10 protein-coding genes are annotated in these 12,952 nt (G+C 62.2%); 3 read left to right on the top strand and 7 right to left on the bottom strand.

Translation table 11 applies throughout. The features are described from left to right. The first annotated feature begins 522 nt into the window (after window positions 1-522). Window positions 523-1,596 carry a tyrosine-type recombinase/integrase gene (locus tag AC2A1F_RS09020; protein ID WP_484208431.1) on the top strand — a complete coding sequence of 358 codons (1,074 nt, stop codon included), beginning with the start codon at window positions 523-525 and terminating at the stop codon, window positions 1,594-1,596. A gap of 50 nt (window positions 1,597-1,646) precedes the next feature. On the opposite strand, the gene AC2A1F_RS09015 is transcribed toward AC2A1F_RS09020, so the two are convergent. Together AC2A1F_RS09015 and AC2A1F_RS09010 are read right to left on the bottom strand one after the other, a co-directional pair. Then, window positions 1,647-2,237, bottom strand: coding sequence for a PIN domain-containing protein (locus AC2A1F_RS09015; protein ID WP_484208430.1), 591 nt, complete (start codon window positions 2,235-2,237; stop codon window positions 1,647-1,649). A gap of 12 nt (window positions 2,238-2,249) precedes the next feature. Beyond that, window positions 2,250-2,708: a helix-turn-helix domain-containing protein gene (locus tag AC2A1F_RS09010; protein WP_484208429.1), complete on the bottom strand. Its 459-nt coding sequence runs from the start codon at window positions 2,706-2,708 to the stop codon at window positions 2,250-2,252. 212 nt (window positions 2,709-2,920) lie between these two features. On the opposite strand from AC2A1F_RS09010, the gene AC2A1F_RS09005 reads away from it, so the two are divergent. Next, window positions 2,921-3,127, top strand: coding sequence for a type II toxin-antitoxin system RelB/DinJ family antitoxin (locus AC2A1F_RS09005; RefSeq protein WP_484208428.1), 207 nt, complete (start codon window positions 2,921-2,923; stop codon window positions 3,125-3,127). 392 nt (window positions 3,128-3,519) lie between these two features. Further along, window positions 3,520-6,468 carry a CHAT domain-containing protein gene (locus tag AC2A1F_RS09000; RefSeq protein WP_484208427.1) on the top strand — a complete coding sequence of 983 codons (2,949 nt, stop codon included), beginning with the start codon at window positions 3,520-3,522 and terminating at the stop codon, window positions 6,466-6,468. Window positions 6,469-6,522: 54 nt separating this feature from the next. Here the strand turns inward: AC2A1F_RS09000 and katG are convergent, their stop codons facing one another. The 5 genes from katG to mdlC form a co-directional block, all read right to left on the bottom strand. Then, complete coding sequence (gene katG, locus AC2A1F_RS08995) at window positions 6,523-8,760, bottom strand: catalase/peroxidase HPI (RefSeq protein WP_484208426.1); 2,238 nt, start codon at window positions 8,758-8,760, stop codon at window positions 6,523-6,525. Between the two features lie 166 nt (window positions 8,761-8,926). Next, window positions 8,927-9,535, bottom strand: coding sequence for a DsbA family protein (locus tag AC2A1F_RS08990; RefSeq protein ID WP_484208425.1), 609 nt, complete (start codon window positions 9,533-9,535; stop codon window positions 8,927-8,929). Between the two features lie 15 nt (window positions 9,536-9,550). Further along, a complete protein-coding gene (locus AC2A1F_RS08985; protein WP_484208424.1) occupies window positions 9,551-10,051 on the bottom strand; it encodes an aromatic-ring-hydroxylating dioxygenase subunit beta in 501 nt (166 codons plus the stop codon). After that, complete coding sequence (locus tag AC2A1F_RS08980; RefSeq protein WP_484208423.1) at window positions 10,048-11,385, bottom strand: aromatic ring-hydroxylating oxygenase subunit alpha; 1,338 nt, start codon at window positions 11,383-11,385, stop codon at window positions 10,048-10,050. Before AC2A1F_RS08980 ends, AC2A1F_RS08985 begins: the two co-directional genes overlap by 4 nt. Beyond that, complete coding sequence (gene mdlC / locus AC2A1F_RS08975; protein ID WP_484208422.1) at window positions 11,382-12,941, bottom strand: benzoylformate decarboxylase; 1,560 nt, start codon at window positions 12,939-12,941, stop codon at window positions 11,382-11,384. The genes AC2A1F_RS08980 and mdlC overlap by 4 nt, the downstream gene beginning before the upstream one ends. Between the last annotated feature and the right edge of the window lie 11 nt (window positions 12,942-12,952).

Genomic DNA, 12,952 nt, shown 5'->3' with positions numbered 1-12,952 from the left:
TGGCGAGCTAGCGTCAACGGCCACTTGCGTAGAGAGGCAGCCGATTCGCTGATAGGTGGGTATGAATTCATTCCCACCTGGGTCTGGATTCAGACCCACCCGGGTCGGAATTTATACCCACCTGGGTCGGAATTCATGCCCACCCGGGTCTGGATTCATGACCACGCAGCGCGGCGAAGCGGCATCTGAGCGCCAAAAGACCGCAGGGAGCGCAAAAAGACGCCAAAATTCAGCACTGGGTTTAGCCAAAGCTTCCAGCTCGTCTTTCGTCGCAATACACTAGATCCAACACCCACGCTTCGATGACAGAGGTTGGATCTGCATCATGTCTACGACCAGAATGCCGCCGACAGGCAAAAGCATGCTGAGCCCCAAAGAACTGGCGCAGCAGTCAGGATGGCCAGAAGGCCGAATTCGTCGCATGATAAAGGCGCGCATGCTGCGTCACGTTCGCGCAGGTGGCCTGATCTTGTTGCCATCGGATGCTATTGACGAATTTTGTATGACCTTCGAGGTGCCGCCGTGCCAAGACAATCCATCGGCCCCAGACTCGTCCGCAGAAGCGGTAAGCCCAATTTCTACGTCCGCTACATCGACCCCGCCACAGGTCAGCAGAAGGACGTATCAACAAACACTCGAGACAGCGAAGAAGCGCAGGAGGTCCTCGAGGAATTCCTGAGGGATCGGCGTCTATCGAAGAGCAGTCGGGCTTTGCCACCCTATCGGGTCAAGATCGCAGACGTTCTCGATGCCCATCACGCGCGGCTTTCAAAGACTGATCGTGGAGACAGGTTCCTGTCGTCGATGCAGCACATTCTCGAGTTCTGGAAGGATGCGTGTCTCGACGCGATTACGCCTGACGCCGTGCTGGACTACGAAAAAGCAAACGTCCGGAGCGATAAGAAGCCCGGTCGATCGCGCGCGACAATCCGCCGTGAACTGAGCGACCTCAGGGCTGCCGTCAAGGCGGCGGCGGTCAACCACAAGGTGCACGCCATCGTGTTCCCGAAGCTTCCACGCGATGGAGCACCGCGGAAGCGCTGGCTGAAGCGGCACGAGTTCGATCAGCTGTTCGCCGAGGCAGCCAAGGAATATCGCGCTGCGGAGCCACTTCAGCTGTTTCTGATGATCGCCTACTACACCGGCGCGCGCAGCGGTGCGATCATGGACCTGCGTTGGTCGAACATCGATTTCGACCGGAACGTAATTGACTACCGTCTGCCCGATCGCGGTGAACTGATCGTCGACCACAAGCCACGCGCGGTAACGCCGATGGCGCCGCCACTGCGAGCCTATCTGCTGCAGCGATACATGGCCTACGAGACGGTTCCCGAGTTCGTGTTCCACCAGAAGCTCGATCACACGCGACGCGTCAATTCGGTGGTGAAGGGCTTTCGTGCAACGGTGGAGCGATGCGGCTTCAAGGATGTTACCCCGCACACGCTTCGCCACACGAGGGTCACGGAGCTACGGAACATGGGGATGCACAGCCACCAGGTCGATGCATTTCTGGCCATGACCGCCGAGACACAGGATCGGGTCTACACCCACGCTGACCACAGTGATCTTCAGGCATTGGCCATGCAAATCGCCTGAGGTGTCGACCATCCGCGAGCAAGCCTCTGCAGTTACGTGAGGTTCGCGCGTCAGATCGAGTCGATGTGGGGGCTAAGGACGGATGCCGTTACGAGAAGCCCGTGGGCCTCTAGTGACCTAAGGTAAGATTCGGCCGACATTTCGGGACGTTGCATCCGCAGGCGCAAATTTCTGATTGCGGCCACGGCTCTGCCTTCATCAAGCTCGATGGTGTCGGCGATGAAATCATCGGCAGTCCGTGCCTCGATGCCCATGGGCGCTAGAATGTCGGACGGAAAGTCTCGAATGTTCTCGGTGACTATCGCTTGAGCCTGGGTTTGTACGGCGGCTTTGATCACATGCTCATCATTCGGATCTGGCAATGGTAAGGTCAGATTCAAAGGCTCCCCATCGGGGTTCACCAATGCCTCGGGAAAAGCGCTCTGCATCGCGCCAATGATGCGGCCAGCTATAACGCTCGGGTCGCCCAAGCCCCGTTCTGCGAGAATTTTCTGAAGTGCTGCCATTGTTTCATCGAGGATGCGCGCGGACCAGCGCACCCTGAAGAACTCGGCTTCCGCGAGGCTCAGAAGCAGATCACGGCGTGGCGCGCTCACAAGCGAGCATGCGTCAACCAGCGCAGTATAGCGGTTGGCGAACATCCTTGTCAGCGATCAGTAAAGGTCCGCGTCGTTTGCGACCAATTCATCCAGCGCGTCAGAGCGCGCCTTGTCACGAGCTATCTTGTAGGCGAACACATCCTCGGCCTTGAGGCGGCGGTGGCGTCCCACAGTGCTGTGTGGGATATCTCCCCTTTCGATAAGCTTGATCAGATAGGGGCGCGATACGTTGAGCAGGTCAGCGGCCTGCTGCGTCGTCAGCATTTGCTGAATCGGCACGAGGGTGACAGCGTCACCACTGCCGATGTGACGCAACAGCTCCAGGAACAGATCAGACACGGCCGGCGTCAGAGTGATCTCCAGCGGCCTTTTTGTTTCGGGATCAGGCACGCGCAGCGTTGCCTCACCTGCCTTCTGGGCTGCCAGAATACGACGCAGCTGATTGGCAATCTGCCTATCGTCAGCCGATGGAAGCCTGTTGCCGAAAGGCAAGGCGCTCGCTGGCAATGTCATAGTTTCTCTCCGCGGGGTGCCGAGTGTATATCGAATATTCGAAATAAACGCAACGACTATGTGTCGATCGGCTGAACCCGAGCAGCGGGAAGCCGGTTGGACAGACCATCACATTTGACGGCGCTGGATTGCAGCAACACCGCACCGATCTGCCTTAGCCCTGTTCCGTGATTGAGCAGTATCGGCTATACATAGAGGTTCAGGAGACCGAGATGGCAACCCACACTTCGATGCTGCATGTCCGATTGGATGCTGAACTGAAAGCGCAGGCGATTGAAGCGCTGAGCGCGATGGGCCTGTCGACTTCTGATGCAGTTCGGTTGTTGTTTCACAGGATCGTGGCTGACCAGGCTTTCCCGCTGGAATTGCGGGTGCCGAACGCAAATCGACCTGCTGAGCTGCAGCCTGTAGATAAATGACGCTACCCAGTGGTGGCCAATTGAGATACATAATCGGACACCGGCAATTCCGGTGCACATGAGTTCACAGAACGTCTGAAAGGTTCCATCAAAAAGCGCGGAAATCCGTCAAAGTTCACAAAAGACGATAAGGAAAATCCAAATGATTCCATATAGTTATGGAATCTGGAAGCCCTCCGAAGGCAGGGGTCACAGGTTCGAATCCTGTCGGGTGCGCCATTTTTCCCAATCCCCCCGGAACCGATGCGTTGTTTATGACGCAAGATGTCTCGGCACGTCGGTTTTCTGGCCATGGGAAGCTCTTGCGCCAAAGCGAACGATCATTACGACATTGCTGATTGTTGCTGAAGTTTGGTGCCACCTTGCACCGATCGGCTTGAGGGGACCTCTGCATGGTCAACATTCGGCGGACTGCCGCTATTGCGCTGGCCTTTGTGCGCCATCTGGCAGTGGTCTGTCTGGCAGTGCCGGTTATGGCAACGGTCGGTTCGGCATGGGCCGCAGCTGTTCAGCCAGACTCGCTGGAGGCGCTTGACCAAGCCCTCACGCGGGCGATCAATCGCCAGAACGCCAATCCCAACCGAGACACGCAGGCCGCCAGTGTGCAGGCGGCAAAGGTGCTGGTTGCCACTGCCGAAAAAGCGCCGTCTGGTGCTGTGACCGCGCCTTATCTGGCGCGCGGGCTGGTTGCCCTGGCCGATGGTGCGCGCGAAGATGGTGATCTGGATGCAACGCTGACAAATGCCGAAAAGGCTTATGCGGTTGTCAGGCCCTATCGTGATCTTGCACCCGATGCCTATGTTCAGGCGATTGCACTGGCGGGCGATGTAGAGATGCGCCGGGCAATGTACCGCAAGGCAGCAGAGCGATTGGGCGAGGCGGCGCGCTATCTTGCGCAGCGCCGCGGGAACATGCCTTCCACACCGGCGCTGGACATGGGTGAATCCAACATCGCCTATGTTCTGGCCCTCGCCCATCTGCAGCTTGGCGAATATGACGATGCGGTCCGCGCACAGGAAGCGGGGGTCGCTGCGCGGGTGCGGGCGGTCGGCGAATTCCACCCTTCGACCATCAGCGCCCGCTATAATCTGGCACTGCGTATGGTGCGGGCAGGCCGCTATGAAGAGGCCGAAGCGTTGGCTCGCCTCGCGGTTGAACAGGTGACTGTCCATGTCCCGAAAAGCGATCTTGGCCATGTGCGTGCGGTGGAATCACTGGCGCTCGTCCTTGCTGGTGCAGGCAAGCGCAGCGAAGCGGTGGAGGTGGCACGCCATGCGCTGGAAATTCGCGTGACCACAACGGGATCGCGTGATGGCAACTATGCCAGCGGGCTGAGCACGTTGGGCGGCCTGCTGGCGGATCTTGGTCGCTATGCAGAAGCAGAGCCTGCGCTGCTGCAGGCGATTGCAACGCTTGATACGCTGGGAGACCGGGCCAGCGCGCAAGACCGCCTGCGTGCGCTGACGTTTCTGGGTCATACGCGCCTTGCTCTCGGCAAACTGCCTCAGGCGCGCGAGACGCTCGACCAGGCCTTCGAAATCTGGAACCGCTCGAAAGCCGCTGGAGCTGCAGAAACGCTGCTGCCCGGTATTGCGCTGGCCCGCCTTGATGAAGGCGATTTTGCGGGTGCAGCGGCAGCAGCGCAAGCGCACCTTGCGGTGGCCAAAGGCCCGCGTGTTCCAGCTTTGGGGCAGGCGCAGGCTTGCGTCATGGCCGCGCTGGTGGGCGCTGAGGCGCCAGATTGCGCAGGCCAGGCCGGGGAAGATCTGGTGCGCGCGGTGGCTGACAGGCTGGATGGCAGTGCTGATGGCGAACTGCTTCTCGCCGATCGTCTGTCGCTTGATCTCGCCATGCGGCTGGCCGTGCAACGCGGCGATTTGCAATTGGCGCTGAACGCATCGCAGATTCTGGTCGGTTCCAAAGTGGCGCGGTCCACGCGGCTTGCTGCCGCGCGTGCCGGTGCCGCCGATCCTGCCTTGGCCGTGCGTCTGCGCAGTTTGCAGGATGCCGAACAGGCCTATCGCCGGGCCAATTCGGTCTATCTGTTGCTGCTGGGCAATGGCGGTGATTGGGAAGCTGCGCGCGCTGCGCGCGATACTGCGCTGGAAGAGCTGGCACGGCAACGGACGGCACTGGCACAAGCCGATCCGTCATGGGCCGTGCTTGCGGCGCGGCAAACCATTTCGCCGGACGATCTTGCAGCGTCGCTGGCCAAGGATGAGGCGGCGCTGGCCATTATTCCGGCGCTTGGTTCATCCTTCGTGATGTTAGCAACGCCCGGCACTATGCAGGTCCAGCGCATGAAGCCCACGCGGGCGGCTTTCGCAGGCAACGCCGTGCAACTGCGCCGCGCGCTGGATCGCGGGGCGTTTGATCCGGTGGCCTCGCACGATCTCTATCGCGCCATCTTTGCCGACCTTCCGGCAGCGGGCCTGCGCAACACGCGCACCTTGCGCATTGTTACTGGCGATGATGCCGCCGCCATTCCCTTTGCCGCGCTGCTTGAAAAGCCGATGGGTACCACGGCCAAAGGCGCCCCGTTTCTCATCAGACGCTATGCCATGGCGATCAGTGCCACGCTGGTTCCGGTGCGGGGGCAGGCGCGCCGGTCGATGGCGCAAGGCACGATGCTGGCGCTGGGCGCGCCCACCCCGTTCGGGGCCGATCGGATGGCCGACAACCATCCGGCCGCAAACAGTCCGGCAGGCGCGCGCACAGTCCTGGCCAGCGCGGTATTTCGGGGCGGAAAGGCCGATGCCACCTCGCTCGCCGCGCTGCCATCGCTCGAATCTGCCGAAATCGCCACGGTTGCCCGCAGCGTCCGAAATGCTACGGTGCTGACCGGAGCTGCAGCCAGTGAAGACGCATTTCGGGCTTCCCCGCTCGACCAGTATCGCGTGCTGTTGTTTGCTACGCACGCACTGGTGGCGGGCGAGATGGAGGGCATTTCCGAACCCGCGCTGGTGCTGGCCCGCCCTGATGAAAAGGCAAATGGCGACGGCGTGCTAACGGCGTCAGAAATCAGCCTGCTCAGGCTCGATGCCGATTGGGTGATCCTGTCGGCCTGCAATACCGCTGCCGGTGATGGTGAAGCTGCGCCGGCCTATTCGGGCCTTGCCCAAGCGTTCCGCTATGCCGGAGCGCGCACGCTGATGCTGTCACACTGGCCGGTGCGCGATGATGCTGCCGCTGCGATTACCGGCAGCGTGCTGCGCGAGGCGGCAGGAGGGCGTTTACCTGCCGAGGCGCTGCGCCGGGCGATGTTGCGCGCGATGGATGATCCGAAGTTGCCCGATTCCGCCAATCCGCATGTGTGGGCGCCGTTCGTGGTGTTTGAATAAACAAACGGCGGCAGAGCCAAAGCCCTGCCGCCGCTGCCTTTGTGCGGTTATTGATCAGAACCGGTCGGCGTTCATCACCTTGGTCCATGCCGCCACGAAATCGGCAGTGAACTTGGCCTTGCCATCGCTGGATGCATAGACCTCAGCCACCGCGCGCAGTTCCGAATTGGAACCGAACACCAGATCAACCGGGGTTGCGGTCCACTTCACCGCGCCGCCGTTGCGGTCCTTGCCTTCATAAAGGCCCGGCGTTGCCGCCTTGGTCCAGACGTTATCCATCGACAGCAGGTTGGTGAAGAAGTCGTTGGTCAGCGTGCCCGGACGGTCGGTGAACACGCCCGCCTTCGAACCACCGGCATTGGCACCCAACGTGCGCATGCCGCCCACAAGCACGGTCAGTTCCGGTACAGTCAGGCCCAGCATGTCGGCCTTGTCGACCATCGCTTCGACCGGCGCATAGAACGAGTCTGCCGCGTAGTAATTGCGGAAGGCATCGGCCTTTGGCTGGAGGAAGTTGAAGGAGTCGACATCGGTCTGCGCCTGCGTGGCATCGACGCGGCCCGGGGTGAACGGCACGGACACGTCCTGCCCGGCCGCTTTGGCTGCCTGTTCGATGGCCGCATTGCCGCCCAGCACGATCAGATCGGCCAGGCTGACCTGCTTGCCGCCCTTGGCACCCTTGTTGAAGGAGGTGCGGATCGCATCCAGCTTGGCCGTAACCTTGGCCACTTCTGCCGGATCGTTGACCGCCCAGTCCTTCTGCGGGGCAAGCCGCAGACGCGCACCATTGGCACCGCCACGCATGTCAGTCGCGCGGAACGACGAGGCCGAAGCCCATGCCGTGCGCACCAGTTCTGCGGTGGTCAGGCCCGATGACAGGATGCTGCCCTTCAGCTGCGCAATGTCACCTGCATCGACCATGGCATACGTTGCTTCAGGCAGCGGGTCCTGCCATGCCAGCGTCACCTTGGGCGCGTCCTTGCCCAGATAGCGGGCCTGCGGACCCATGTCGCGGTGGGTCAGCTTGAACCATGCGCGGGCAAAGGCATCGGCGAGCAGATCGGGGTTCTTCTGCCATGCCATCGTGATCTTGCGGAAGCCGGGGTCTTCACGCATCGCGATGTCGGTGGTGAACATGATCGGCGCGTGGCGCACATCGGCGCGGTGCGCATCGGGCACGAGGCTGGCGGCGGCTGGGTCCTTGGGAATCCACTGCGTGGCACCGGCCGGGCTCTTAGTCTTTACCCATTCGAAGCCATAGAGGTTGTCGAGGTACTGGCTGCTCCACGCAATCGGATTGGCCGACCATGCGCCTTCAAGACCGCTCGATACGGTGTCTTCGGCATTGCCCTTGCCACACTTGTTGGCCCAGCCAAGGCCCTGCTGTTCGATCTTGCCCATGCCCGGATCAGCGGCAACGCATTCGTCTGGCTTGCGTGCGCCGTGCGCTTTGCCGAAGGTGTGGCCGCCCACGATCAGCGCGGCGGTTTCTTCATCGTTCATGGCCATCGCGCCAAAGGCACGGCGGATGTCGTTGGCAGCGGCCAGTGGATCGGGCACGCCGTTCGGGCCTTCGGGGTTCACATAGATCAGGCCCATCTGCGTTGCGCCCAGCGGACCTTTCAAGTTGCCCTTGGCATCACGGCGCTTGTCGTCCAGCATCTTGGTTTCCGGGCCCCAGAACACCAGATCGGGCTGCCAGGCATCCACGCGGCCACCGGCAAAGCCCAGCGTCTTGAAGCCCATGTCCTCCATGGCAACCGTGCCTGAAAGCACCATCAGATCGCCCCAAGACAGCTTGCGACCATACTTCTGCTTGATCGGCCACACCAGGCGGCGTGCCTTGTCGAGGTTCACGTTGTCGGGCCATGAGTTCAGCGGTTCAAAGCGCATTTCGCCGCCATCCGAACCACCACGCCCGTCACCGGTGCGATAGGTGCCCGCGCTGTGCCATGCCATACGGATGAAGAACGGGCCATAGTGACCATAGTCGGCCGGCCACCACGGCTGCGATGTCTTCAGCGTCTTGCGGATGTCTTCCTTCACCGCATCGAGATCGAGCGAGGCGAACTCCTTGGCGTAGTCAAAGTCCGGGCCATAGGGATTGGCATTCACGGCTTCGTTCTGGCGCAGCGCGGTCAGATCCACGCTCTTGGGCCACCATTCCTTGGTGGCAGTGCCTTCGGAAATGACTGGCGATGCCCCGCCGTCTTGCGCATGGGCGGCACCGGTCAACGCCAGCATAGAACCGGCGGCCAGAAATGCGGCCAAATGGAATTTCCTGATTGTCATGGCTGACTCTCCTCCTGTTATCCCCGCGCAAGAACGCGGGCTGTCAGTCGGTTAGGTCAGATGGCCTGCCATTCCCAACGGGTTTGCCTCATAACAGTGATCGATAAAACCGCACGTTGTGCAAGAGTTCTGCAATAAAAGCGATATTGCAGCGCAACATCGGAACTCAGCCGACACCCGCCTTGCGCGCCTTGTCGACCGCTTCCATCAGCTGGGTCAGCGAAGCCGCTCCTCCAAAACGGGCATTGCCGATCAGCAGCCCCGGCGTGCCTTGAAACTCCAGCGCCTTGGCCCCGGCATTGCTGCGCCCGATGACGGTGTCGATCTCTTTGGCGCGGGCTTTCATGTCCTGCTGCAAGCGTGCCCAGTCCACACCCGCTGCCTTTGCTGCAGCCTTGACCGTTGCCTCGGTCACGCGCCCCGGCTGTGCAAACATCGCAGCGTTGAAGGCGGCGTGTTTGCCCTGCCACTGGCTGGCAATCGCTGCACGCGCCGCCAGCAGCGAAGCTTCGCCAAAGATCGGCCAGTCTCGCCAGACGATCCGTACTTTGGGATCGCGCGCCAGCAGTTGCACCAGCGTGCCGTGCAACTTCTTGCAATAGGGGCAGCCGTAATCGGAGAAGACGATGACGGTCACGTCATGGGCTTTCGGCGTGGTCTTGGGTGCCAGCGCTTCTTCCGACATCGCCGGAAAGGCTGTTTCGCGCGCCAAGGCTGCGGGCGCAAGCGTCAGCAGGGCGGCGGCGATGACAGCACGAAAGAACGAGAGCTTCATGCCCAACCCGTGCCTTCAGATCGAGGTAATGTCCACCACCGTCGGGATTGTGTCATTGAGCAGCGTGATCTTCTTGCGCGCGATCAACCAGTCGGCACCCTCGCGCCGCAGCGCGTATTCATAGCGTCCGAAGAAGCATTCGGCGCGGTTCATGCGCACATCGAAGCGGTGGCAGGTGAACACGGCGCTCACCTCTGCCGTGTCCGCATCGGCGGGTGTGACGAGCACGTTGCTCACCGCATGAACCACGCGCGGGGGCGGGGTGGAGGCGGTGGACAGGCCCGACGTCAGCCGCATCACGCGGTCCTCCAGATTGCGCCGGCCCTTGTAGTAGATCAGCGAAAGCTCGCGGTCTGGGTCGGTCGTCGTCTCGGTTTCGCTGCGCCACGCGGGCATCCAGAATTCCACATCGGGCGTGAACATCGCCAGCCATGCGTCATAGCGGCGCGTATCGATCAGCAGCGCCTCGCGGAACAGTAGGTCTTCGGCTTGCGCGCGCATAAGAGGAGCCGTCATGCCGCGTCTCCCATCCGCTCGGCCCACGCGCGATAATAGGCGTGGTAGAGCGTTTCATCGCACAGCTGCGAATCCGCCAACACGCTGCGCGCCGGGTTCAGGCTGATGCGATCTGAAAAGCGGTTTCCGCCCTCCACCGATGCGGTCATCCCGCGCGCATAGCCTTGCAGCCACGGATCGACAGTCCCGGCATAGCCGATCTGGCAGTTCTCATAACTCACCGTGTCATCGGGCGTGGCCATGCCGGTGGGGTTGAAGAAGTCCTCATACTGCCGAATGCGCTGGCGGCGCGCCGCATCACTTTCCCCCTTGGGCGCGATGCACCATGTGCGCATTTCGGTAAGGCCGGGGCCAAGCGGGCGGATCACGCGCAACTGGCTCGATGCGTTTTCCGCCACTTGCAGGTTGGGAAAGATCGTCAGGTTGCGCATATTGAACATCCAGTCGCGCTTGCCCTCACCGTGCCGCTGCGCCAGCACGGCAGCGCTTTCATAGAGCGGGATCGTGGGCGTGATGCCGAAGACGCCCCAGTTCAGCACGTGGCCGTTGGGAAACGAATAGCTGCCCCCGCCGATGCCTTGCGTCTCTTCCTTCCAGTAGTCGCTGTTCTCCCAGACAGAGGCGACCACCTCGCCGCTCGTCTCCTGCTGCCGCCGCTCCAGCACACGGATGTAGGACGGGTGCGCCGAGGTGAAGTGATAGGCGTCCGAACAGTTTTCCAACTGCAGCTTCCAGTTGGCCTGATAGGTGAACGTCACCTGCCCCGGCACCAGTTCGGCACCCTCCTCGCTCTGGTCTGCTACCAGATCGAGCAGCTTGGCCGCCTCGCCCAGATAGTTGGCCAGCGGCGGCACATCGGCAGACAGACTGCCGAACAGGAACCCGCGATAGTTTTCGAAGCACGGCACCGCAGCCAGCCCATGGTCCTGCTGGTCGAACGCGGCGCTGTAACACCCCGCCTTCTGCCACTTCACTGCCTTGCTGCGGCCCGCGCTGTCAAAGCTCCAGCTGTGATAAGGGCACACGTGCAGCCGCGCATTGCCCGCCTGCGTCTGCGCCAGCCGCGCGCCTTTGTGCGGGCAGGAATTGACGAAAGCGCGTAACTCGCCCTCGCCATCCCGCTGCACCAGAATGGGCACGCGCCCGGCAAATGTGGTGAAGAAATCGTGGAGGGCAGGGGCCTGTGCCTCCAGCCCCAGAAACACCCACCCACCTTCAAAAATCCGCGCCATCTCCGCCTCGAACACCTGTTCGTCTGTAAAGATCGCGCGGTTGACGCGGAAAATGCCCTCATCGGGCCTGTCGTCGACATAGGCCTTCACATCGATGCTCATGCCACCACCGCTTCCACCAGCGTTGGCCCGTCAGCGGCGAACGACCACTGTAGCGCGGCATCCAGCGATGCGGCATCCTCCGCCCGGCGTCCCACCACGCCATGCCCCGTCGCCAGCGCGCAGAAATCGAGTTCGGGGAACTGCGTGCCGACAAGGCTTTGCATCCCGAAGTGCCGACCGAAGCTGTGCAGGGCCTCGTACCGCCCGTTCTTCAGGATCACGAAGCTGACCGGCAGCCCCAGTTGCGCCGCCGCGTGCAGGCCCTGAATGGCATACATCGCCGATCCATCGCCCAGCACCGCCACCACCTTCTCATCGCGCCGAGCCAGCGCCATGCCAACCGCTGCAGGAAGTCCGTGCCCCAGCCCGCCGCTCGCCGTCGTATAAAATGTATCGCGCCCGATGATGGGCAAAAGGTCGTGCATCGCCCCCCGGCTCGAAGGCGCTTCTTCAACGATGATCGCGCCATGGGGGCGCAGCGTGGCAATCTGCTGCAGCACATAGGCATCGGTCATCACGCTGCCATCAAGCCGCGCCGGACGCGGGCAGGGCGCTGGGGCAATGCGCTCCACCGCCGGAGCCGGACCTTCCAGCAGCATGGCCAGTGCCGCATCGCAATTCGCCACGATGGCCGTGCCTGCCGGTGCCCATGCGGCGTGGACATGATTGTCACCGATCAGCCAGACTTCGGCATGTTCCGGCATGTGCGGCCCAGCTCCCTCCACGTGGTACAGGTTCATCGGTCCGCCCAGCGCCAGCACGAAGTCATGGGGCGAGAGCGCCGCAACAATCGCCTCACGCCCGGCCGTCAGAAAGCCTGCAAACAGTGGGTGGTCTTCAGGAAAGCTGCACCGCGCAGACATCGGCGCAACCCACACCGCCGCCTTGTGCCGCTCGGCCAGCGCAATCACCGCATCCCACGCCCCGTCGCGCGCCACGCCTGCCCCCACCACAATCGCGGGCGCACAAGCCTTGGCCAGCGCCGCGCTGCAGTCGTCAATCGCTGCGCGCTCAGGTACCCGCTGCGCATGGATGCGCCGCGCGGGGTGCGGATCACATGGCTGGTCCCAATCATCAATCGGGATGGAAACGAACGTCGGCCCATAGGGCGGCTCCATCGCCACGTGATAGGCGCGCGCGATGGCAGCTGGCACGTCCTGCGCGCGGGCTGGTTCGCAAGCCCACTTCACGAAAGGCCGGGGGAATTCGGTGGGCCGCTCGGCAAACAGGAACGGCTCATAGGGCAGGATCGAACGCGCCTGCTGCCCGGCGGTCACCACCAGTGGTGTCTGGTTCTTCCACGCAGTAAACAGGTTGCCCAGCGCATGACCCGCCCCCGCAGAGCTGTGCAGGTTGACCAGCGCGGCATTGCGCGTCCCTTGCGCAAAGCCATCGGCCATGCCCAGCACTACGCTTTCCTGAAGCCCCATTACATAGCGGAAGTCCTCAGGAAAGTCCCGGAACATCGGCAGTTCGGTCGATCCCGGATTGCCGAAAATCGTGGTCATGCCTAGCTCGCGCAGCAGCGCAACGGTGGCGTGGCGGACGGTCGGCATAGGTTCTCCCA

The organism is Novosphingobium sp. HNCC26BN242, from assembly GCF_057180525.1.
Note: the sequence above shows the minus strand (reverse complement) of the source record. Positions and strands in the feature narration are given on the sequence as shown.